General features: G+C 49.5%; 18 protein-coding genes. 10 read left to right on the top strand and 8 right to left on the bottom strand.

Features of this window, described 5'->3' with window-relative positions; all coding sequences use genetic code 11:
- Positions 1-170: 170 nt before the first annotated feature.
- The 4 genes from GK091_RS27570 to GK091_RS27555 all read left to right on the top strand — a co-directional run bounded on the left by GK091_RS27570 (position 171) and on the right by GK091_RS27555 (position 3,225).
- Positions 171-647, top strand: a complete 477-nt coding sequence (locus GK091_RS27570; RefSeq protein ID WP_164043969.1) for a response regulator — start codon at positions 171-173, stop codon at positions 645-647.
- A gap of 115 nt (positions 648-762) precedes the next feature.
- Positions 763-1,278: a hypothetical protein gene (locus tag GK091_RS27565; RefSeq protein WP_164043968.1), complete on the top strand. Its 516-nt coding sequence runs from the start codon at positions 763-765 to the stop codon at positions 1,276-1,278.
- 516 nt (positions 1,279-1,794) lie between these two features.
- A complete protein-coding gene (locus GK091_RS27560; RefSeq protein ID WP_164043967.1) occupies positions 1,795-2,721 on the top strand; it encodes a CHAD domain-containing protein in 927 nt (308 codons plus the stop codon).
- Between the two features lie 33 nt (positions 2,722-2,754).
- Positions 2,755-3,225 (top strand): CYTH domain-containing protein, encoded by a 471-nt coding sequence (locus GK091_RS27555; protein WP_164043966.1) that lies wholly within the window; start codon positions 2,755-2,757, stop codon positions 3,223-3,225.
- Positions 3,226-3,489: 264 nt separating this feature from the next.
- On the opposite strand, the gene GK091_RS27550 is transcribed toward GK091_RS27555, so the two are convergent.
- Genes GK091_RS27550 through GK091_RS27540 form a run of 3 tightly spaced genes read right to left on the bottom strand, consistent with a single transcriptional unit; the run spans position 3,490 to position 9,325 of the window.
- The gene (locus GK091_RS27550; protein WP_164043965.1) at positions 3,490-5,025 is read right to left on the bottom strand and encodes a RagB/SusD family nutrient uptake outer membrane protein; all 1,536 of its coding nucleotides are present in this window, start codon (positions 5,023-5,025) and stop codon (positions 3,490-3,492) included.
- Positions 5,026-5,071: 46 nt separating this feature from the next.
- Positions 5,072-8,416: a SusC/RagA family TonB-linked outer membrane protein gene (locus GK091_RS27545; RefSeq protein ID WP_164043964.1), complete on the bottom strand. Its 3,345-nt coding sequence runs from the start codon at positions 8,414-8,416 to the stop codon at positions 5,072-5,074.
- A 39-nt stretch (positions 8,417-8,455) separates the two neighbouring features.
- On the bottom strand, positions 8,456-9,325 hold the full coding sequence (locus GK091_RS27540; RefSeq protein ID WP_164043963.1) for a hypothetical protein: 870 nt from the start codon (positions 9,323-9,325) through the stop codon (positions 8,456-8,458).
- Positions 9,326-9,873: 548 nt separating this feature from the next.
- Here GK091_RS27540 and GK091_RS27535 point away from each other — a divergent pair.
- The 3 genes from GK091_RS27535 (at position 9,874) to GK091_RS27525 (ending at position 14,573) form a co-directional block, all read left to right on the top strand.
- A complete protein-coding gene (locus tag GK091_RS27535) occupies positions 9,874-10,704 on the top strand; it encodes a ParA family protein (RefSeq protein WP_246202452.1) in 831 nt (276 codons plus the stop codon).
- Between the two features lie 2 nt (positions 10,705-10,706).
- Positions 10,707-11,564, top strand: coding sequence for a hypothetical protein (locus GK091_RS27530; protein ID WP_164043962.1), 858 nt, complete (start codon positions 10,707-10,709; stop codon positions 11,562-11,564).
- 1,761 nt (positions 11,565-13,325) lie between these two features.
- Positions 13,326-14,573: a replication initiation protein gene (locus tag GK091_RS27525; protein WP_164043961.1), complete on the top strand. Its 1,248-nt coding sequence runs from the start codon at positions 13,326-13,328 to the stop codon at positions 14,571-14,573.
- A 36-nt stretch (positions 14,574-14,609) separates the two neighbouring features.
- Here GK091_RS27525 and GK091_RS27520 read toward each other — a convergent pair whose 3' ends face one another.
- Entirely contained in the window at positions 14,610-15,539 is a 930-nt protein-coding gene (locus GK091_RS27520; protein ID WP_164043960.1) for a PDDEXK nuclease domain-containing protein, read from the bottom strand.
- A gap of 136 nt (positions 15,540-15,675) precedes the next feature.
- Positions 15,676-16,884: a sensor histidine kinase gene (locus GK091_RS27515; protein WP_164043959.1), complete on the bottom strand. Its 1,209-nt coding sequence runs from the start codon at positions 16,882-16,884 to the stop codon at positions 15,676-15,678.
- Positions 16,885-17,345: 461 nt separating this feature from the next.
- Between GK091_RS27515 and GK091_RS27510 the strand changes: the two genes are divergently transcribed.
- Positions 17,346-18,404 (top strand): LLM class flavin-dependent oxidoreductase, encoded by a 1,059-nt coding sequence (locus GK091_RS27510; protein ID WP_164043958.1) that lies wholly within the window; start codon positions 17,346-17,348, stop codon positions 18,402-18,404.
- 255 nt (positions 18,405-18,659) lie between these two features.
- Here the strand turns inward: GK091_RS27510 and GK091_RS27505 are convergent, their stop codons facing one another.
- The 3 genes from GK091_RS27505 to arr form a co-directional block, all read right to left on the bottom strand.
- Positions 18,660-19,205 (bottom strand): DUF4269 domain-containing protein, encoded by a 546-nt coding sequence (locus tag GK091_RS27505; protein ID WP_164043957.1) that lies wholly within the window; start codon positions 19,203-19,205, stop codon positions 18,660-18,662.
- Positions 19,206-19,482: 277 nt separating this feature from the next.
- Positions 19,483-20,178 (bottom strand): hypothetical protein, encoded by a 696-nt coding sequence (locus GK091_RS27500; protein ID WP_164043956.1) that lies wholly within the window; start codon positions 20,176-20,178, stop codon positions 19,483-19,485.
- Between the two features lie 108 nt (positions 20,179-20,286).
- Positions 20,287-20,700: an NAD(+)--rifampin ADP-ribosyltransferase gene (arr, locus tag GK091_RS27495; RefSeq protein ID WP_164043955.1), complete on the bottom strand. Its 414-nt coding sequence runs from the start codon at positions 20,698-20,700 to the stop codon at positions 20,287-20,289.
- Positions 20,701-21,013: 313 nt separating this feature from the next.
- Here arr and GK091_RS27490 point away from each other — a divergent pair, with 313 nt between their 5' ends.
- Positions 21,014-22,735 (top strand): GH39 family glycosyl hydrolase, encoded by a 1,722-nt coding sequence (locus GK091_RS27490; RefSeq protein WP_170312816.1) that lies wholly within the window; start codon positions 21,014-21,016, stop codon positions 22,733-22,735.
- A 248-nt stretch (positions 22,736-22,983) separates the two neighbouring features.
- On the top strand, positions 22,984-24,029 hold a 1,046-nt coding region (locus tag GK091_RS27485; RefSeq protein WP_164043954.1), incomplete at its 3' end, for an Hsp70 family protein.

Here is a 24,029-nt window from a genome sequence, read left to right as displayed (position 1 = left end):
AGCCGATAAGCGCGCGGATTGGACACCTCGTGACTGCCTTCTGCACGTCTTAGCCTGGCCTCCCGCACTACATCCAAGGATTCACATTCCGATCGTGTTGGTAGTACGCCTTCATCCCTTCAGCCTGGCTCTTCGCGAGAGGGATAAGCCTACTAATCCTCCCCGTACTCATGCCAAATACACTTACCCCCAGTAAAGCTAATCTCAGGAACGCTAAAGTACTCGTCATCGAGGATAACGACGATCAATGGCTACTCATCCAACAGGCAATGAGTCACTGTATGAGTGGAGTAACCGCTCAGCGGACAGCCAACCTGACGCAGACAGTAGCGCTAATCGAGAGCTGGCACTATCAAGAATGGGAATACCCCAAACTGATTTTGATGGATCTCTACTTGCCGGCGAGTTCCGATGGGTGGGAGTTGCTTAAACAGATCAAAGCGACCTCAACGGCAATCGGTAAAATTCCGGTTGTGGTGCTAACTGTCTCGACCGACCGGGCTGATATTGGTCAGGCTTATCAACTGGGTGCTTCGGCTTATGTGGTTAAGCCCATTGAGTTTACGGACTGGCTAACTCTTTTCCGGGATCTGCGCACGTACTGGTGGGAGACGGCTACGTTGCCGCCAACCCACTATGGGTTTTAAGTTCGTTAGCAGTGAGTACTGTGGAGGCTCCTTTGGCTCACGATCTGCTACTGCTTACTAAACATAGCTGAACCGTTAGGCGTATACGCTACAACTTGTTTAATTTTCTACGGGTATGTTCTTATTGTCTGTCACCATGGACAGGGAGGGTAATTTTCGACCCTTTTTCTGTCACGTTCCTGAACTGGAAGCTGCTTTTGATGTACTTGGTACGATTACCGCAACCGGGGATGTGTTGATCAGTGTTGATCTGATCGATAATGGTCAGCGCACGCCATTGCCCGTCGAGGCTTTCGACGGTGAGCCAGTTGGAACGCATATTAAGAATCTGGAGCACGACTGGCAAGCTCTTCTGAATAAGCCGATTAGTCTAAAATCGGCTCATAACCGGCTGCTCACTGGTTTTTCCCGGCTATTGCACGCTACATACCAGACCCGAATCGATTGGCTTGAACTAGCCATCGACGACACGAATAGTCGTATTCGAGATCTCCCCCACACGCCCCATTGGGAGTCTTGCTGTGTCCGTCTTGAATTACAGATAACGCTCTACCTCCGGCAACTCGAACAGGCGCAGATTGGGCAACGGCGTATTGACAAGCGTTTTGCGACCTATCTAGATTACGACTGAGGGAACTCGTGCTCAACGTTTACTAGGGGAGCTATTCATGGTCAGACTAATGGTGCTGTTACTGCTTAACCAATCTCATTGCTTCTGTATACCGAGCCATACACGCTTGTTTCGTAGCTCTCCAGCCATGCATCAGATGCGTTGTTGGTTGCAGTAGACTTTTACGATAGAATCCGGACGATCTGTTCCACGTCCGTCCAGGTATTGCGCACGTATAGGTTACTGGGTTCAGGAATAGCCCAGCCGGGGTGGAACAAAAAAGCCGTATCCAAGCTAGACACGGCTTTACGTCAATATAAATAACCCAACTTGCATTGGGGCTAGTAAAGTAGCGCGAACGTTTTATTTGCCAATTACCTAGCTCATCATTTTTAGCATAAGGTAGCTAAATCGGGAAGCCTCTTGTCTTGTAAAGGGCAGGAAGGGTTTAAGCAGCACGTGGTCGAATCTGAAAAGTTAAATCCAAGTGGCCATTTGTCGGGTTATCCGTCAAAAGCTTACTAAAACGGATTGACCATGGGGTATGTCTTTGAACGGCAGGAATCCATTGCCGCGAATATCAATCGAATTCTAACCGAAGAAGTAAAGGCGGCTCTTGATGCCTTGGATAAGCCGGGCCAGGTAGCCCCAGAAACAATTCACAGTATCCGAAAACGAATAAAAAAAATAAGAGCCCTTTTTCGATTGGTTCGTAGTGAGCTGAACGAAAAAGACTTCAAACGGGCGAACAAGCACTACCGAGCGATTGGCAAGCAGCTGTCTTCCTTACGGGATGCGACTGTCATGATTAAAACCCTGGATAAGCTTCGTCAGGCTCAACCGACTTGTCTATCGGCTCAGTTATTCGGTAGCCTTCGAAAAGCCCTGATCGGGCAGCAGGAGCAAGCCGCCAACGCGTTTTATAACGATGCTACTCAGATTGACCGGGTGTCCAGTGCCTTTAAGCAGGCATCCCAGCGGGTAAGGGGTCTTTCCAGGCACCATACAGGCTTTCGACTGATGGCACCTAATCTGAAACGTACTTACCGGCGGGCGCGCCAGGCGTTGAAAGAAGCCATCCACGAACCCAGTATTGACCATTTTCATGAGTTACGCAAAGAAGTGAAAACGTTATGGTATCATACCCGGTTGTTGCAACCGATCTGGCCCGGTCTGTTTAAAGCCTATGCGCATGAGCTGGGTCGCCTGGGTGAACTGTTAGGCGATGACCATGATTTTGGCGTGTTAGCCCAGTTGATAGAATCCGATCGGCTTGTGCTGCGTAACGAACAATCGAAAAAAACACTACTGCAAGCACTGCAACAAGAACGAACTCAGTTGCAGACGCAAATCCACCCCCTGGCAAACCGGTTACTGGCCGAAAAGGCTGGTGAATTTGTAAGACGGTTTCGGCTGCACTGGAAAATATGGCAGGCGGAAGCTCGTCAGGAAATCGTAGACTAGACTACCACCTTCAAATTACTTGACGCACGTATCATGGGAATCGAAATCGAACGAAAGTTTTTGGTTAAGGGAGAGGAGTGGAAAAAACAGAGCGAGGGCCAACTGTACCAGCAAGGCTATCTGAGCACTCACCCGGACCGGACCGTGCGGGTTCGTACGGTAGAAGACCGCGCGTATCTAACCATCAAAGGCAGAACGGTCGGTGCGAACCGGACTGAATATGAGTATCCCATTCCTTACGCCGATGCTCAGTCAATGCTTGATCATCTTTGCCAATCACCGATTATCAGGAAGGTTCGCTACCGAGTATTCTACGAAGGGCTGGTTTGGGAGGTCGATGAATTTCAGGAAGAAAACCAGGGCCTGGTTGTTGCAGAAGTCGAACTTGCGGATGAACAGCAAACGGTAGCATTTCCCGACTGGATCGATCAAGAAGTAACGTCTGACGAAAAGTATTACAACGCCAATCTGCTGAACTATCCTTTTTCCCAGTGGGATCAATAAACGAGTAAGTTGTCTTGGAGCGCCGGAGTTCATGCTGCATACAGGGTTTTGCTAGGATTCAGGCTTCGTCTACGGATTAAGTTAATAAGTGGGTTTGAACGTATCCAGCAGAACGAAGCGTAGATAGCCGTGAGGAGGCTACGGCAATACACTCTCTAGCCCATTAGTCAAAAGAACGTCAGGATTTGTCAGCCCACATAGTCGGCGACGACCTTTGTGGGGACTGACAAATCCTGACGTTTCACTTAGCACCAGGACTGAACATTAATACCCTGGGTTTTGATACATACCGGTCGGGTTCAGTTTCACTTCGTTGAACGGAATTGGGTAGTAGTAGTCTTTCGTTCCGAAGTTCGTCAATTGGGCTACACCAAAATCGGCCTGACTTTTTGAGCGAATGTAGGTGACCAGTTCGGTGGGTGTAAAGAACCGCAGCAGATCGAACCACCGCTGATTTTCGAAGGCCAGTTCAACGCGTCGTTCGTGCAGGATGGCGAGCTTGAGCGTTGGGTATTTGGCACTGTAAGCCGAGTTCGTTTTTGCTACGCTGTACAGGGGCAACTTGGCCCGATCCCGTACCTGATCCAGAAAACCTATAGCCGTTGCTTCATCACCCAGATACAGATTCACTTCGGCCAGCATCAGTATAACATCGGCATAGCGGATCAAAAGCCATTCATTACCCCCGTACCCGCTCGTTCCGGCGGTGGAGCTGGCATCTCTGTACTTGGTAATAAAATAATCTTTCACCACGGCCGCGTTGGCGTATTTGATGGAGAAATCTTTTCGAATATCCCCATCTTCGTAGTCCTTCACCAAGTCGGGCGTGACGTTGCCGCCCACTCCCGTCGTCGTTCTGAGCGAGTTAATCGTTTCGCCCTGTGCCTGGTTGTTGAAGGCAATGCTTGATGCATAGTTGATGTCACCCTGTTTGTACACGATCTGGAAAATTGCTTCCGGATTAGTCGTTTTCTTACTCACGTCAAACACATCGGCGTAGGCAATCTCCTTCAGCTGACCAAATGTCCGTTTGTTGTACGCATTGGTCAGAAACGTTTTGGCCTGCGCCAGATTGGCATTCCGGTTTGCCTGATCGAGCGTGGTAGCCATCGTCAGATACACTTGACCCAGCAGCGCATTACCCGCCACTTTCGATACGCGCCCTTTGTTGGCCGCCGACTGTATATCGGGCAGTGGGCTGTTGATTACGTCGGTCAGGTCGGCCACGATCTGTTCGTACACCTTTTCTTTTTTCTCCCGGAATGTGTTCGCGGCCGCTTCCTCGGTTGTTGTGAGGGGTTTTGTCACCAGGGGTACATCGCCCCACTTCCGCACCAGATTAAAGTAGATCAGCGCCCGGATAAACTTGGCTTCCGCCTGATACTGCAATTTGGTTTCCGCTTTGGTGTAGGTTACCGTCTCAGAACCCGCCAGCACATAGTTAGCCCGTGTAATGGTTTGATAGAGTGAGTTCCAATGCGTTTGCAGGTACGAATTGCTCGGTAGAATGGCGAACGCGTTGAACTGGAATGGCTCTCCTGCATTCGACTGGTTGTCGTTACGCCCCGTATTGTCGGAGCGCTCTTCGGAGTAGAGGCCACTGTTTTCGGCCACTCCGCTGTTGTCCCGTAGCGCCTGATAAACCCCATTCAGGGCAAGCAGCACATCGTTTTCCGTCTTGTAATAATCGGCGGTGATGATGGCGTTCGGGTTGTTTTCAACTAAAAAATCCTGACGGCACGCACCCAGCAGCACTAGCAGCAGCGCAGGAATAAATCGGGTTAGTGGTATATGCTTCATGTTTTTTTGACAGCTAATTGTGACAGTTGACCGGCGATACGCTGGCTTAAAAAGAGAGTTTTGCTCCGATATTATAGCCCCGAGCCAGCGGATATTTTCCGTAATCGACACCCGGTGAAAGGTTTGCGCCATTGTTATAATCGACTTCCGGATTGTAGCCTTTATACTTGGTCAGCGTGAAGGCGTTGTTCACGTTTACATACAGGCGAAGAGCACTCACCTTCGCTTTGGTCAGCTTTGCCACGGGTAGGTTGTAGCCCAGCGTAATGTTGGTGCAACGGAGGTAGGAGCCATTCTGCAAATAGAAAGAAGAGAGTCGGGTGCTGTTGCTCTGCGTACCACCCCGCGACGCCCGATACACTTGTCCATCACCGGGCTGGTCTTCTGACCGATAGCGATTCACGACGTTGGCGTACTGATTACCAGATCCTTCCATGTTGTAAACGTAATAGTCCTGTCCGTCGAGTACCTGACTGCCGTAAGACCCGTTGAAGGACGCATTGGCGTCGAACGCTTTGTAACTGGCATTCAGCGAGAAGCCATAGGTGAACTTCGGGTAAGGTGTACCGATCACCTGCTTGTCGGCATCCGTCACAACACCATCACCGTTGACATCCTGAAAGATCAGATCGCCGGGACGAAGCGGATTCGTCGATGCAGTTGAGCGCGCGGGGCCTTTGAGCACATAACCCGCCGGAAACGACTGAGTAGCTGCGTTGTAGACTGCATTGTCGGCGGCAATGTTATCTACGTCCTTCTGCCGAACCATACCCACCACCTTGAAGCCGTAGAACATACCGACTGGCTGGCCTTCCTGCGTGATGTGGGTGATGTACGACCGCTCGGCTCCCGCTACCAGAATCGTGTTGGCCCCGCCCATGTTCAGTACTTTGTTGCGGTTGAAGGAAATGTTGCCGCTCAGGTTCAGTTTGACATCCTGCGTCGATAGAACCCGTCCATCGGCTTGGAACTCGATACCTTTATTCTGGATTTTTGAATTTCTGAGGTTGGTCAGAATGCTCGTCGCGCCCGAAATAGCCGAAACGGGTTGATTGAACAGCAGGTTATAGGAGTTACTCAGGTAGCCATTGGCAATCAGCAGAAGCCGGTTGTTGAACAGACCAACATCAAGACCGACGTTAAACTGCGAGGTAGATTCCCAGCCCAGTTTCTGGTCCTTGAGCGCCCCCGAATAAAAGGCGGTTTGAATCGTGCCCGAGCCAAATACAGCCCCCGTTGGGCTAGCCATCGTTTGCTGGTAGCCGTAAAGCGGAATGTTGTAGTTCCCCGTCAGTCCCCAGCTGCCCCGTAGTTTGAGGGTAGAAGCTGCGCCGAGCCAGTCGGTATAAAACGGTTCATTAGAGATGGTCCAGCCCCCCGAAAGCGATGGGAAATTACCCCAGCGGTTAGCCGGTCCGAAACGTGACGAGCCATCGGTCCGGAAAGCCGCAGTCAGGTAGTACCGACCATCGTAGTTGTACTCGGCACGGGCCAGATAAGACAGCAGGGTTTCTTCCTGTTTGCCAGTGCCGGAAAAGCCAACGCTGCTGGTCGTATTGCTTTGAAAGAAGTTGGTTGGATCGGCTCCTTTAGCCGTTATTTCCTGCACCGCATCGTTCTGAAACCCCTGCGCCGACACGCTGATCTGGTCGAGGTTCGTTTTCTGGGCCGTGTACCCCACCAATCCGTTCAGGCTGTGCTTACCCAATTGCTTGGTATACGTTGCCGTAAATTCGGCCAGTACGTTCTGGGTATTCAGCGTCAGAGCCGTAGCGGTCGCGGCTGCAATGGCCTGGGGCGAATACGGCGGATTATTACCATTGCTCAAGCTGGTAGGCAGGTAATACTCGTACTTTTCGCTGTAGGTCTGTAGGCCCAGATTGGCTTTGGCGACCAGACCGGGAATGATTTCGTAGCTGGCCGTACCGTTGTACGTCCCCCGCAAGCCCCGGCGGTTGATGTTCGTTTCCATGGCCAGGGCCACCGGGTTCTCGATGGTCTGGTAGCCATAGACAGGTTGTTGAGCAGCCACTTCATTCTTCACCAGATTTCCGTTGTCATCGTAGGCCCGAAACGTTGGTGGCATAATCAGCGCACCCAGAATCGGTCCCTGATTGAACCGACCTTCCTGTACCTCGCGGTTTTTATTCGACGTTACAAAGAGGCTGGCCCCCACTTTAAATTTCTTGCTGATTTCGCCGTCAATATTGGCCCGAAAGTTCACCCGCTCCTGGCTGGTAGCCACAATGATTCCCTGCTGATTCTGGTAGCTGCCACTAATCAGGTAGCGCAGACCGTTGTTGCCTCCCGAAAACGTCAGATTGTGGCGGCTCATGGGCGCATTGCGGTAGAGTGCATTCTGCCAGTCGGTATTGTATTTGGGCGTAATCAGTTTCTGGTTGGCGAAGTCATAAATGTCCGTTGGGATACTGACCGAACTGGCATTGCCAACCTTGGCAATCCGGGTAGCGTTATCGTCCGAGAACATGGCGTCGGCCCAGGTTTTGCCACTGTTCTGCACCAGGTCGCGGTAGGCGTTGTTACGGCCATCGATCATCAGCTGAGCAAACCCATTGGCATCCAGCAGGTCTACTTTTTTAGCCAGCTGATTGACACCGTACTGATACTCATAATCGAATTTACCTTTTCCGTCTTTACCCCGTTTGGTCGTAATGATAACCACCCCACCCGACGCCCGCGATCCGTAAATGGCCGCCGAAGCCGCGTCTTTGAGGATGTCGATGCTCTCGATGTCGTTCGGATTAATGAATACATCATTACCAGCCGGGAAGCCATCAATCACGTACAACGGGTCGGAACTGGCGTTGATTGACCCGATGCCCCGCACGCGAATTTTGGTTGTGTTATAAGGTGCTCCACCCGTCTGCGATACCTGCACCCCCGCTAGTTTGCCGACCAGTGCCTGCCCGAGCGTTGGCGCGGTAACGTTCAATTCACGGGCTTTCACATTGGCAATCGCCCCTGTCACGTCGCTTTTTCGCAGGGTCTGATACCCAACCGCCACGACTTCGTTGAGCTGGTTAACATCCTCCCTGAGCCTAACCGTCAGCGTCTGCTGGGAACCGACGACTAGTTCCTGCGTAGCAAAACCAACGGATGAGAACACCAGAGTTGAACCAGGATTTACGTCGAGGGTAAACTGCCCGGTCGCATCCGTAACCGTGCCTTTCCGGGTTTGCTTCTCGACGATGTTAACACCGGGAATCGGCTGGTTCTGTTCGTCCGTTACTGTGCCCGTCAGTCGGGCAGCATGGATCAAGAACCACCGGGTTACCCGCCCGGCAGCGTGTGCTGACGAGCTGGGTACTACGCTGCCCACTAGTAGCAGGCAAATCAGTAACCGACTCAATGTCATTGAGTAGCGTTTCATAATCATAGGGGTTGTATTTAAGAGAAGAAAAAACCGTACTCACCAGTCAAGGTTGACAAAACTCACATTATTGGTCCGCGACGAGGTTACGGCCAGGCCCTTCGTTTGTTCAGTAAGCAGCGTAAATCCTTCCAGTTCGTCGGCTTTGTCAAAATCGATGACACGGATTATGTGCTGATGGCCCGACGCAATGGACTTGTTCAGATCCAGGAATGTAAAGCGCCAGCGCCGACCTCCGAGCTGATTCTGAACAAGCACCAGGACTCCTTTTGAAGCTATCCAGTGCAGGTTCTGAACCCAGGGTGAGCACGTAAATTTCGTGACCACAACGCCCGATTCATTGGTCTTTTTCGCCGTCGCTAAGCGTTCAGGGTCATAAAGTCGTACTTCGTTTCCCTTTTCGCCGTAATCGGCTGTTGCTACATACCACTTGTTCTGGTAGCGAACGTATTCGGGACGAGTGCCCTGAATACAGGCATCATCGTCGATCGTGTTCAGCAGATTGCCATCCAGTGTACCAGTTCTGAGTAGCCCGTTCCAGTTTACGGAATAGATGACCGCCCGCCATTTAGTCCCTTCTGAATTCAGGCGGATGCTATTGCCAATGAAGGTGGGTCCCTGTCCTGAATACGCTATACCTGTTGGATGATTAATGACGTCTTTACCCTGTTGGGTTAATCTGATTTCCTGCCCTGTGTATGTTAGTTTGTTTTCACCTGCCGTGTATGTCCGAATGACTCCCACTTCGCGATCACCATATAGATAAGCTTTGTTTTTTTGCCAGCTTACCCCCTGGCAGGCACCAAGAGAATCCAGGGTCATGGTTGAGGTTAGGCTCATTTTTACAGCTAGCCAGGAACTGGAAAGTCCCCCAGCTACACAAGCCAGCATGAAGAGTAATATCCTCATGATTAATCAATTATCGAATTACCAACGGGTAGGATGAGCCATTTTTCACGCCCAAGAAATACGAAAGGATAAATTCTCATAAATCGATTTGAAAAGCACAAAGGACGCCTTTTAACATTACCTGAGTTTTACTCTAGTATTTCTATAGTATTATTCTTTCAGCGTATTCTTAGTACCTATTTAATCTGAGCGATTTCGGTATATCAGTACGTAAACAGGAGTAGCTTTGGCTTAACGCAGGGTTTATCTGCGAGCATCAGACCGGGAGCCACACAATGTGCGTCGGAGCTAATTTGGTACCAGGATGTCAGCGGGCACAAATCACGGAATTACTGCTACTTTCTTATCTGAAGATTTGATTTACGAACGCTGGACACCTCTTTAGTTTGTCAGTTTCCCTACGCAACAGGTAATCCATACTGCTGTCTAACATGGAAACGAATTGCCAAAAAGGGTGATGTGTCAAAAATTTTTGACACATCACCCTTTTTGTCTTTCTGGCTGTATGAGTAAACCCGAATGTGTAACTTTACCACCCAGGTTTTACGATGACACGAATTATGACGAAAAAACCAATAGTGCTCGCCTTTGCCAACAACAAAGGCGGTACGGGGAAGACTACGGTTGCGTTAAACGTCGCGGCTGGTCTGGCCAGGATTGGCAAAGATGTATTGATGATTGATCTGGACTCTCAAGCCAACCTGAGCATTTGGGCCGGTTTCCGGAACGTGAAGAAACATGTCGGTCATCTCCTGATGGATGATATGGAATGGCAGGAGGTTTTGCTTGAGGGAAAAATTGAGAATGAGTACGGCAGTGTTCGGCTGGATTTATTGCCGTCAGCTCGCACAATGCTACGGGCCGAAGCCGTCATCAACGCGAATGCCATCCTCATGTTTGCCCTTCGAAATGCCCTCAACGAGCACGGACATAGTTACGATTACATCATCGTTGATTGTCCCCCCAGCTTGGGCGCATTGACCGTGAATGCACTCGTTGCCGCCGATTATTACATTGTTCCCATGCAGGGCGAGAACTTTGCGTACATAGGCCTGGACGAAATGCTCATTGCCGTATCGAAATTACGTCGGGATGCGGGTGCTCAGGTGCAGTTACTGGGTGTTCTGAAAAACAAGTTCAGTCAGCACACCGTTTTCGGTCGGGAGATTTCGGAAGCACTAGAGAAGAAAAACATCAACGTTTTCAAGACGCAGATCCGTCAGAATACCAGCCTGATGGAATGCACGGCTCTGAGCCAAAGCATTTTCGACTACAAACCGAAGTCAAACGGTGCCATCGATTTTTCTGCGCTGGTTGAAGAAATTATCCATAACGTAGAAAAGAACCAGTCCCAATCTCCTACCCTGATTCAACAGTAAGCATGGCAAAAAAGACTTTTTCGTCGTTTATAACCGATTTACACGAAAGCGATACGCCACCTGTCGATACAGACGCTACCTCGATGGCCGTTATGAGCCTGAATTACGAGGATTCCGTGCTGGAAATAACGCCCCTGAATCCAGCCGAACAACAGGAGCTAACCGCGCTTGAGACTGTTATCAAAACAGGTCTTGATACGTTTCTGCAAGTTGGTTCTGCCCTACTAGAGATCCGGCAAAAGAAGCTTTATCGGGGCTCCCATCTTTCCATAAAAGCATACGTAGCAGACCGCTTCGGTCTCGGTCGTCAACGTGCATACCAGCTCATGGATGCGGCTCAGGTTGTGCAGGATCTCTCCGACGACCACGCGGGCAACGTTACGTACGACTACGAAGCCGACTCCTCGGCAGATCTGAATACACATTCCCTTGTCCTTCCCGAAAAAGAATCGCATGCCAGTGCCCTCGCAGAAATCGCACCCGAAAAACGCCGGAAAGTGTGGGATGAAGTGGTCAGGCAGCAGCAGGTGACCGGCAAGAGTATCACCGCCAGAAAAATACTTGCGACCGCCGAAACGATTGGCGCTTCACTGGCTAAAGAAGCGCCAAATGAGCCCAAGACACCGAAAAAAAGCAAGAACAATGCATCGCTGATCAAGCAAGCGTACATTACCCAACTTCAAAACGCAGCTCCTACGCACCAGCCAGGCGATCTTATGGTTCGCATATCTGGCCGATTTTTGCTGCGAAATAACCTGGTTGAGGCCTGGCAAGCGTTGAGAGGCATGGATCAGGAGATCGATGAATCTTTCTATGATTTCATTTCTCTGCAAGAAGCAAATGTCTATAAATTACTGTAGATCATTCTGTTAGGCAAAAGAAGGTCGACAACTGATTGTTGGCTTTTTTACAGGACACGCGTAACTTTAGAATGAATTTCTTTTTTGTCTATCTTGTTTTACAACGCAAAATGGGCACGTGTCAAAAATTTTTGACACGTGCCCATTTTGCGAACGAACAGATATAAAATCAGGCAGTAAACGCAGATAATGTCACAGTTCAACTCCTGCTCCTGAAGCCGATCAGGTTCGCACTGCTACACCAGATATGGAGTCATTTTACGTCCAGCAAGTGTGAAGATGCTGCCAACGTCTTCTTAAACCATACCAAGATGCTCCTGGAAGACGTTTAGTGCCGCTGTAACGCAACAAACGGGCCTGATCCATATGAAGACATCATTGAGCCGTCTTGTGGCCGTCAGGCTCAATTAATCGATTCGCTTGTCGAATTCTCCATAGCCGGGTTGTGATTCGTACAAACCGCATTTGAATCATCCGTTCTTACCACTTTCACGTTACGAATTTTAGCTTGGTCGATAGTGCCTGCTTCAGCCAAGCCTTATCATGGTGAACGCAATCACTTTTCGATGTACCACATACGCTGGCACTGGCAACTGGTCGAAGCAATCGATTCGGTAGATTTTTACTACTCCAGTCGTAAGGTAAACACAGCTTGTGTCAGATAGCGTCCTCGAAAGCGGGTGACTCAGCCTGGACAACATTGCCTTCTGGAAGCCGTCAGTACAGGGCGAACGCTTATGTGACCTTCACCGGGCGGTCTGGCGTACAATCGCAAACGAACACCCTGTTGGTCGTAGTTCTTCGTTCACCACATGCTAAGCGAGAATTTTTGCAAAACGAGCAGCAACTCCTAGCTAATCTGTACCAAACTATAGAGGAGCTGGCTTGGCTGGACCTGCCTGAAAGTCGATCGAGCCTCAGCTTTGAATTAACTTGGAAAGCACTAATCCGAATCGATTCGTAATTGCGAGGAAAGTACCGTCAACTACGAGGAAAGTACCGTCACGGAAGAAACCATTAAGCCGATTCAAACAGGCCCCGGAGGAGTTTACCTGTAAAGCTCTTTTTTTTTAAACAAAAATTTAAAGTGCCTTGCCATTTGCTTAATTAGCTTAGCATTTAAAAGATTATAATTATTAACTATTAGGGGCTCCCTAACTAGTTGATTTTTAAGTATTTGTATACCCCAATTGCGAGGAAAGTACCGTTAATTGCGAGGAAAGTACCGTCTAACTACGAGGAAAGTACCGTCAATTGCGAGGAAAGTACCGTCTAATTGCGAGGAAAGTACCGTTAATTGCGAGGAAAGTACCGTCACTACGAGGAAAGTACCGTCAATTGCGAGGAAAGTACCGTCATTTACAATAAAAATAATAAATAATATCTGTATAGTACCTGGTTTTGTAAAAAGTTATCCACATTATGGTAAGCGAGCCAAGATAGCAACTCAGGACGGCAGCGAGATGCGAGGAAAGTACCGTCAAACGGTTGCTTGCCACATGTGGATACGAATAGCGTCGTTTGTGCGCGCTCAATTGCGAGGAAAGTACCGTCAATGACGCTCGTTTTGCTACTTCGGCCCTTCTCTGTTGCCATTTCGGACATATCTGTGGGTACTTACCGGCTAGTTGACGGGCTTTTACTCGCAATTTCCCGGAAGCCTTCATGTTGGGGGCTGGAATCAAGAAAAAAGTGGACCAGTTTAGTAAATGGTTGCTTCCTCGGCGGGATTTTTTAGCTTTGTAAAAAGACCATTTTCGTATGGCCAAAAACGTAAAGACATCGGATTCGCAGACCGAGCTATTCAGTAATGACTCCGAGTTTTTGGAAGCAGATCGTCGGGCTACGTCTCGCCAACTCAGGCAAGACAGTATGGTTGCCCAGCACAATGATCTGATTCGCGCCCGTTACGAAATGTCTCTGCTGGAATCACGTCTTTTCGTTTGTCTGCTCGGGCGAATCGATCGGAAGGATAAAGATTTTTTGCTTTGTCGTATTCCTGTTTCAGAACTGTACCCCGACGAGAAAGTAGGTGGAAAGGCATACGCCCAGATCCGGGAGGCCGTCGTGCGGTTAGCCGGTCGCGTCATTCATGTCGAGTCGATCGATGAGCAGGGCCGGCGGGAAATAGTGAGTAATCCACTCATGGCGACCTGCCGCTACAAAGAAGGTTCGGGGTACCTCATCGCTCAGTTCAATAATTTCACTAAACCCTATCTGTTGGAGCTTCAGGGCAATTTTACGGTTGCCGAGATTCAAACTCTATTAGGATTCCGGAGCTTTTATTCCTACCGGTTGTACTGGCTGCTCAAATCAGCGACGTTTCACCATGATACGATAAAACTGGAATTGGCATCGCTGAAAAAAACGCTGAATCTCGAACAGCGGTATCAGAATTTTGCCGACTTCAAACGATACGTTCTTGACATTGCCAAACACGAATTGAGTGCCACCGATATGTCGTTTGAGTATGAGCAGGTAAAAGAGGGTCGGGCAGTCAGCGCCCTTCTTTTTCATTTGTTGCGCCCTGCCATTGTTAAACAGGATGATATCAAACTACCTGAGGGCACACAGCAAACCCTCACGGAGATTGGCATAAGCCTTAAATCGCTGAACGATATAAAACTGCGTTACCAGCAAGAGCTGCTTCAGGAGGAATATCTACGCTTTGTGATTCGTTACTACCAGGAAGCCAAAAATAAAGGCCGGCTCAAATCGCTGGCCGGTGCGATTTATAAAGCGTTGATGAGCGATCAGCTCAAAGAGGAGTTTTTGGTCTGGCAAACCAATCATCCGGCTTACCCGGCACCGAAACCAGGTCAGAAAAAAACGAACGTTGAAACAATCCCGCTTCACGTTCTGCGCGAACAGTTTGACACATTGCAGGCCAAAGGACTCACTGACCACGAAAAATTTGAGGATTACCTCGACTGGATGCTGCAACAGGACATGTATGATATGGATGTGATCGACGGTAAGGAAGTACTGGTCTATACTGAGCCAGGCTAACCGGTTCAGGCAAAATCCGTTGGACTAAGAAAGACGCTATTCCCGGAGCGTTTGGGGCAACAGGGCACGCTCATCGGCTGGCAGGCCCATCTCAAAACTTGCTGAAATCACGTTCACGGCTCCCTGCTGATCAATCAATAAGCCAATCGGCGACTTCGTTAGTGTAGGCGGTTGTTTAGTGATGTAGGCGTCAACCAACTGCGCAAACGAGGCACTACTCGATGGTGTGTGTTCGCCGAGCTGGATCAGGACATAGCGTTGTAGAACGATATGGAAAAAGACAAGTTCAACCCACTGTTCCGTTCCCTGCACACTAACAAACTGGCGTTGCGCAACAAAGGCATAACCGACGTACCGTTCCAGCATAAGTTTCCGGATGCCGGCCAACCGTGTTCGGTAATTTGTTGGTTGTTGGTCAGCCATCGGAATAGGGGCATACTGTACGATTTTTTTAGGGCTAGACAACAGGCTCTCTTCACCGAGTGCCGCCTGGTAATAATACCGGGATCGAACTAATTTTTGCAGGAACCGAACCGTCCACCGATCATCGGCGGCCTGTTGGATATAGAAAGCCCGTTCCTGCCTGTTTTTGATGGTCATCAACAGGCGATAGTGCGACCAGGTCAGTTCGGTGCGCAGATACTGTCTCAAATCTACTGACGCGTTTCCATGGGCAGCCGGCATTGGAAAGGCTAAATAAAATTGTTTGAAGCGCCACATGTTTGGTAAGCTATAGCCTTTTCCGAATGCTGCCGACAGGTGCTGTGACAACTGCTCGATCAAATGGATGCCATAATCGGCCCGTTCTGCCCCATCCTGTTCCGTTTCAACCACGATGCGACCAATGTGCCAGTAGGCTTCGACCAGGGCAAACTGAGGGTAAGCACTGCGATCGTTTTCGGTAGTATCGATGAGTGTTCTTAAGTAACGAAACAACTCAATGTGATTGGCAGTCGGTGCGTTCATAGTGTAGGTAGGTACGGGGAACTGCTGATAACAAAAAGCAATACCTGAACAGTGACAGTGTATTGCCAATGAGTAAGTTGGCAGTCGATCTTTTGGGTAGCAAGGTAGTCAGCCGGGAAACGCTGTGCCGATGGGGCTAAACCGGAAGGTAAATGCAGAACGTAGTTCCCTGACCTAGTTGACTTTTAGCCGTAATAGCACCCCCGTGCGTAGCCGTTACCTTCTCGCAGATGGCTAATCCGATGCCCGTACCGGCGTACTCACTTTTGCCGTGCAACCGCTGAAATACCTGAAAAATTCGATCCAGGTATTTCTCGTCAAACCCGATACCGTTATCGGACACCTCGATACAATTATAGCTATCAACGACCCGGGCAGGCCAAACGGAGACCGGCAATTCCGTTGCGTTTACGACCGTCGCTTTTACCGTAATCAACGGCGTAACGCCTGCCCGATGAAACTTGATGGCGTTACTCAATAAGTTTAAAAAGAGTTGTGCCAATTGCGACTGATCACCTTGCACCGTTGGTAGTGGGTCAACATGTATGGTCGCTTTCGTGTCTTCAATGGTCATTTCTAAATCCTGAAGAACGAACTGAACAAGTTCGGTCAAGCCTACGGACATCGTGGCTCTTTGCCGACTCGAGATGCGCGAGAACATCAGCAGATCTTTGATCAGATTCGACATTCGGCGGGCAGCGGTTTGCATGCGTTCCAGGTAGGCGACTCCCTCACCCAGATGTGGTGCGTATTTCTCGTTCAGCAGATCGCCGAAAGTCTGAATTTTGCGCAGCGGCTCCTGCAAATCATGCGATGCGATGTAGGCAAACTCTTCAAGGTTCTCGTTCGATTTCTTTAGTTGCTGATTAGCTTCGTTCAGTGCTTTGGTACGCTCCAGAACCCGTTGTTCCAGTACATCGGCACTTTGCCTGATCGTTTCCTGGGCTTGTTTCAACTCCGTGATGTCAATAACGATACCACTGAAGCGAACGATGCGACCTTGCTGGTTGATAATCGTACGGCCCTTCGCCTGTACCCAGCGATAAGTATCAGGCCCGTTTATCGTTCGGAAAATGACATTGTGGTTGCCATCGCTTTGCGGGCTAAGGATGCGCGCATTTGCCTGAGCGACCCGTTCTTTATCATCAGGGTGGACCTGGTCCAGAAGAACAGCTGCCGACACAGTGGAAGTAGGAGACAGGCCAAATAGTTGTTTACATATTGGTGACCATAGTGCGTAGTTTGTTACCAGGTTATAATCCCAGGTACCTACATGAGCCGCTTGCAACGCAAGCTGTAGCCGTTCTATTTCCAGGGCTGTATCGGCATCGACGTGCTCACTCATACCAGATTTTTATTGATTTGGAATTGGGCATTGGTACCAAAAATACGCAGCACCAAGCGTTACGTCACTCTATGCCTATAGACTATACAAAGCTGCAAAGAAAAACGCATTGAATCACGCTGAGATGCGCTCCTTCTTTTCCGGCTGTACTGCCGACACGATGCAAGCCGTGGTTCACACCAAGGGCACTTTGCACTGGGAAACCGAACGCTGGAAATAGTTTGAGTTTTCTTTACGTTCATTACGCAGAACGACCTGAACTAGCCAGTCAGAACGAACTCCCCGTCAGCGTGGTTGTATTTTTTGACGGTGTGGGGATACAAATTGACTTTTTTTTAGGTTCTTCATTACAGTTACACACCGGTTTGTTTGGGCTTTTTTCAGAATCCCCACCGATTGGATAAAGAAACAAGGGAATAAGAACCAGCAATACAAACAGACTCCTTTACTGAAAAATAGACATGGAATTAGGAATAAGTAGTTTTGGCGACGTTACCCCCGATGGCCTGATCGGTAAAGCATCCAATGGATACCAACGGATGCAGCAGCTGCTGGAAGAAATTAAACTGGCCGACCAGACAGGACTAGACGTATTTGCGCTGGGTGAACACCACCGGCCCGATTTTGTGGTATCGTCTCCCGAAGTGATTCTAGCGGCTGCGGCAAGTGTCACCAAGACCATCCGTTTATCGAGTTCGGTCACTGTGCTTAGTTCGGCTGATCCCGTGCGGACATTTCAAAATTTCGCGTCACTGGATTTAATCTCGGCGGGCCGAGCCGAGATCATGGCGGGTCGTGGGTCGTTCATCGAATCGTTCCCATTGTTTGGCTATGAGTTGAACGACTACGATGAGCTATTTACCGAGAAGCTCGACTTACTGGTAAAAATCAATCAGCAGGAGCGCGTAAGCTGGCAGGGCCACCATCGGGCTGGCATCGACAATCTGGGCATTTATCCCCGACCTTATCAACCATCAATTCCAATCTGGCTGGCCGTGGGCGGAACACCCGCTTCGGCCGTGCGGGCCGGTCAAATGAACCTCCCGATGACGGTGGCCATGCTGGGTGGTACGCCCGACCGGTTCGTACCGCTGGTAGATTTGTTTCGCCAGTCCGCAGCTAAGGCGGGGCACGATGTCAGTCAGTTACCGTTGGCGATGAATTCCCATTTTTACGTGGCCGATGATTCACAGCAGGCTTCGGATGAGTTTTTCCCGACGTACCAGACGATGATGAACCGAATTGGTCGTGAGCGCGGCTGGCCACCACTCAACCGTGAACAGTTCGAGTACATGCGCCAATACGGCCCGCTTTTGGTGGGGAGTCCTCAGGAAATTATCGGTAAGATAGTACACTTCCACGATCTGTTTCAGAACACCCGCTATCTGGCTCAACTGATCAGTGGCCCACAATTGCCCCATGCAAACGTGTTGCGTGCTATCGAATTGTTCGGCACGAAAATAGCACCGGCGGTCCGCGAACAGGTTGCTAACAAGCAGGAAGTCTCAACCTCAAAATAGCCGTTCTGATGATGCCTCAATGGGCATCAACCAGACCCGTCAAACGGAGTCACGGCCAGCACGGCTAAGATCAATAGCGAATGAACGTGAACGTGTACGCTGGATAAGTTAGCATTTAGTCGCTTGATCATCAATTCCGTTTTCTGTCATCCTGACATCCTGGTCCTGGAATGACAGAAAACGGAATTTTGTTGGGCTATGAATCTAGTGGCAAACGGGCTGGAACGCACCATCTGGTTGATGTGGGTACTGGCATTACGAACGGTCAGGAGACGAAGGGTCAGATTCGTAAGCGAGTAGTTCAATGTAAGGGTTTCCTTGAAGTCCGAGCGCCCTGCCGAACGCTGGTTCAGTCTTGTAACCCATTCGTTTGAGGGCAAGAATCTCCTGCCGAAATGGTTCACCCCGTTCTGTCAGCAGTTTATGTTCGATCAGCATGTGTCGGTACCCCATTTGTTGATGAGTAGGAACGTTCTGGCCGAACAATTCGATCTCAACGCCATCGATCCGGAACGTAGCGACGACGACCTCCTTTCCTGATTCTGCCGATTCCCGTATACTAAAACCATCTTCTCCACTGAAACTGTCCCGGACAACGGTTATGAACGTATGTCTGTCGACCCAACGGCAAATGATGTCGAGGTCGCTGGTTTCGATGTCAATGTTGATCGGAATGGTGCCCACCAGCAGGGGTGTAAATGATTCCAGCTTGGTCAGAATAGCGTGTTCCGTCAGAATCCTGTAGGCTTCCCGTTGTCTTGGGGTGCCTTCGCTCAGGTAGTCAATCGTATCAAAATTCATAACGGTGTTGTACCCATGAAGGAAGCGAACGAGTGGTCAATAGCGCACTAGTACCCATTTAAGCTTGGGACAGATAGGCTTCACTGACTCAGTAATCTATTTCCGGTCGCAATCCCTGTACAATTGTGTTACTAAGCCCCATTTCGGCCAATTTGTTCGTAAGCTCAATTGGCGATCGGTTTAACGCTTAGGACCTCCGCGAGGGTGACGATAAGCAAACCAGCACCTGTGTAAAGTAGTACCTCATGTTGAATCGACGTATGTATGCTGGTTACAGTCAATCGGAGTGGCTCGTTGCCGGCACCCAATGAGCGTAGAGATAGCCGTACAGGATGCCAATTAATCCGTACGTAAATCCCATGATTGTTTTCTGCTCTACCGTCCAAAACCGTAATGAGCTAAAGAGAAAGAAACATACGACGGCCAGTACAAAGCTGATGCTAATGGAAAACCTGGTCGATTGACGCCTATTAAATCGGGCGTTAATCAGCTCAAAAGCAACGACGAAGAGTAGGTAGTAGAAAATGTCTCCCACGGTTAGAATCAACAGGGTGTAATACAACCAGGCTCTATGATCCAATCCCCAACCAGGTAATAAGCTGCGCGCTATACCATCAATCAGACAACACAGTACTGTAATTCCTGCAATTTTTACGAATCGCGTACCCCTGTCTACTGTGTAAGTGTCTGCATACTTGTTTCTGCTTAGCATGTATTTAGTCAACATCTGCCAGAATAGTATGAACACGATCAGCTGAACCAGTAAGGCAATCCACTCATTATTTTCTCCGCCGTACAACACGCCAAACCCTAAAAAACAGACCGGTAAGGTTAAGATAGTGATGATAGGAATCAGGATTGAAGCCAGCTCATTTTGCATGATCGACTTAGTTCCTACGATAAACAGTGCCAGTGTTCCAATGCCTACGTAAGCCAGTGAAATGGTAAATGCTTTCGCTTTTAGGGTATCCATGGGCCTGTGAAAATCTTGTTATCTCTATGTTGTGGCTGTCGCAAAAGGATATGACCTAAAAATCTATCGGGCTGCCGGAGCCATACCCTGGTTTCGCCCAGGCACAAATTAATTGATAATCTCTGCGTTCAAATCGGCTCGGATAACCGCTAGTCGTTCGCGCCATTTTTGGCGTTCTTCTGGCGTTTGCCTTACCCAATCGGTTAATTCGCCAACAATTTTCAAGGGTTCCCGGCTGCGATAGGAGCGTGTCGGATTGCCCGGAAACTTTTTGTCCGTGACGTTAGGATCATTTTCGAAGCATCCCATCGGTTCGACGATATAAACACGTTCACATCCGTCACCTTTGGCCAGGGCCGCAGCAAGCCCTGCCCCGTTAGCTAAAGCAGTAAAGTAAATGTGATTCATTATGAGTTCAGGTTTGTAATTCGACTCGAACCCGGCTGTCAGCAAATCGCCAACCTGCAAATCCGCTTTCGTTCCATGATAGAACGGTCCCTCGTCTAGAACGTCTGTCCCCATAAATACGTCAATGTTAGTTGTTGATACTGGTTTCAAGCAAGGCTAACTCATCGATGACCAGTTTACAAGATTTTTGAACGATTTCATAAGGTAAAAACTCCGTTTCGGCGTGGAGTAGTATACTCAGTAGCGTTTGTCATTGCGGAACGTAGCTACCATTTCGGAAGCCGTGAAAAACGAAAAGTGGATAAATGCCCTTTTCTCTGGGCTGAACTAGGCGTTGATAGGGTATAATTGAACCCAGGTTTCGTTTACTAACTTGGCTTGATCAATTGGTCAATTGCCACTCGTACCCATCACTTAACTTTTCCCTATGAATCGATTGAAACGTAGTTCCTGGTTAACACGTATGACGGTTGGCGTTTTTGCGCTTAGTTTCCTTCACAGCATCCATAGTCTGGCGCAGCCCAGTGCCGACAAAACCACACAGATTGAGGTTGATCTGGCGAACGAAAAGGGTCCGCTGAAACCAATCTGGGCGTGGTTTGGCTACGATGAGCCGAACTATACCTACATGAAAGACGGTAAGAAATTGCTGACGGAGATTTCCAAGTTAAGTAAAGTGCCGGTTTATGTTCGGGTTCATAGTTTACTGGTTACCGGCGATGGGGAAGCCGCCCTTAAATGGGGTTCTACCAATGCCTACACCGAAGACGCCAACGGCAAGCCGGTTTACAACTGGACCATTGTTGATAAGATTTTTGATACGTTCATCGAGCGGGGCATGAAACCCATCGCGCAGATTGGTTTCATGCCACAGGCACTCTCGTCCAAACCTGAACCGTACCGGCATCACTGGAAACCCGGTGATAATTACGACGATATTTACCTGGGCTGGGCCTATCCGCCAAAGGACTATACGAAGTGGAGCGAACTGGTCTACCAGTGGGTGAAGCATTCTGTTGCGAAATACGGTCAGAAAGAGGTGGAGAGTTGGTATTGGGAGCTCTGGAACGAACCGAACATCAGCTATTGGAAAGGCACGACGGAAGAATACATCAAACTGTATGATTACACGGCTGATGCGGTAAAACGGGCTTTGCCGACGGCTAAAATGGGCGGTCCCGAAGTAACAGGGCCGGGAAGTGCCGGGTCTCAGAAGTTCTTCAAAGCCTTCATGGACCACGTTGTCAACGGTAAGAACTACGTAACCGGAAAGGTTGGTACACCCATCGACTTCATTACGTTCCATGCCAAAGGCGCACCGAAGCTGGTCGATGGTCACGTGCAGATGAACATGGGTACGCAGCTACGCGATATTGACAAAGGGTTTGACATTGTCGCATCGTACCCAAGCCTGAAAAATTTACCAATCATCATCGGCGAGTCGGATCCGGAAGGGTGTGCGGCCTGCTCGGAAGATTTTAGTCCGCAGAACGCCTACCGGAATGGCACCATGTATTCGAGCTATACGGCAGCTTCGTTCGCCCGCAAATACGATCTGGCGCAATCGCGTGGTGTTAATCTTGCGGGTGCCGTTACGTGGGCCTTTGAATTCGAGGATCAGCCCTGGTTCCGGGGATTCCGCGATCTGGCTACCAACGGCGTCGACAAGCCGGTCCTGAACGTATTCCGTATGTTTGGTATGATGCCCGGAACGCGGGTCGACGTGAAAAGTGGTCTGGCATACGATTACGTCCGTGTTCGCGACGAGAGCGTACGCGCCGAAGCTGACATCAATGCCTTGGCCTCTAAAGACGCTAAATCAGCCGCCGTGATGGTCTGGAATTACCACGACGATAACGTACCTGCGCCCAATGCACCTATATCCGTGCAGGTGAAAGGACTGCCCAGCAAAAAAATTACGGTTCATCATTACCGCGTCGATAAGGAATTCAGCAATTCGTATGAAGTTTGGAAGACTATGGGGTCGCCCAAAAATCCGACGCCCGAGCAGGTGGCTAAACTGGAAAAAGCGGGTCAGTTGAAAGAGTTTTCTGCCCCTAAACCAGTGACCGCGACAGGTGGGGAAACTACCCTGAACTTTTCCTTACCCCGGCAAGGCGTATCGCTGCTCAAGTTTACCTGGGAGTAAACCCATAAGCGTAAACATCTTCTACAGGAGCGCGTAACGTGGGCGGAAACCCGCGACAATTGGCTGGGAATCGCGGGTTTCCATCCGCGTTACGCGCTCCGTCAATCCAAAAGCAAACGAAGTCGCTATACTAAAACCAACTTTTTGCAGTAAGTTTACGCCCTTTTATTCGGTAAAGGCGTGTAAGCGGCTGGTGGTTAACGCCTGACCTAGCAGCGTTTTTGCATGATGAACGTTGAGCTAACAGGATGAATACTATTTCTTGCGGAATTGATTTTGGAACATCAAATACAAGCGTAGCCATTGCCAATGATGGTGCGATTAACCTTGTTCCGGTCGAGAACGGGCATGTGACCATTCCCAGTGCTATCTTCTTCCGGCGAGTTGATAACAAAGCGTTCTACGGCCGGGTAGCCGTTAATGCCTTTTTCGAGCGGCAGGATGGTCGATTTATGCGGAGTCTGAAACGCGTACTGGGTACCTCGCTGATGAAGCAGGGGACACTGGTGAACGGCGCATCCATGAATTTTGCTACGATCATTACGTCTTTTTTGAAGGAGATCAAGGACAAAGCAGACTCGGCTGCCGGTCAGGAACTGGAACACGTAGTTATGGGTCGACCCGTCCACTTTGTCGATAACGACCCTGCCGCCGACGCCAGAGCCCAGGCCGAATTGCAGGTGATTGCGCAACGGATTGGGTTCAAACACATCGACTTTCAGTTTGAGCCCATCGCTGCCGCCTTTGCGCACGAAGTACGATTGAGCAGCGAGAAACTGGCGATCGTTGCCGATCTAGGCGGAGGTACGTCGGATTTTACGGTGATCAAACTTTCCAAGCAAAACATCCGGAAGCCTGATCGGTCATCGGACATATTGGCTAATACCGGTGTCCGGATTGGGGGTAATGATTTCGACAAAGAACTAAGTCTAGCCGCGATCATGCCGGAGCTGGGTTATCGGAGTCGTTACGGCGATAAACAGCTGGAAGTGCCTCTAAAACCATTTCATGATCTGGCCGAGTGGAGCAAAGTCAACTTTCTGTATACACCCAAAGTAATTCAGCAAATTCGGCAGTTGCTCCACCAGTCGCACGACAAAAAGCGATATCGGCGCTTGTTGCAGGTGCTGGAAGACGAAACCGGACATACGTTACTGGCCGCAGCCGAAGAGTTAAAAATTGCGCTTACGTCACAGGTTATCTATAACGCTACGTTTGACTTTATTGAACCCGGTTTTTCTATTGCTATCCCGCGCGATCGTTTTGACGAAGCCATCCAGGGCGAGGTCGAAAA

The organism is Spirosoma agri (assembly GCF_010747415.1).
Taxonomy (GTDB): Bacteria; Bacteroidota; Bacteroidia; order Cytophagales; family Spirosomataceae; genus Spirosoma; species Spirosoma agri.
Note: the sequence above shows the minus strand (reverse complement) of the source record. Positions and strands in the feature narration are given on the sequence as shown.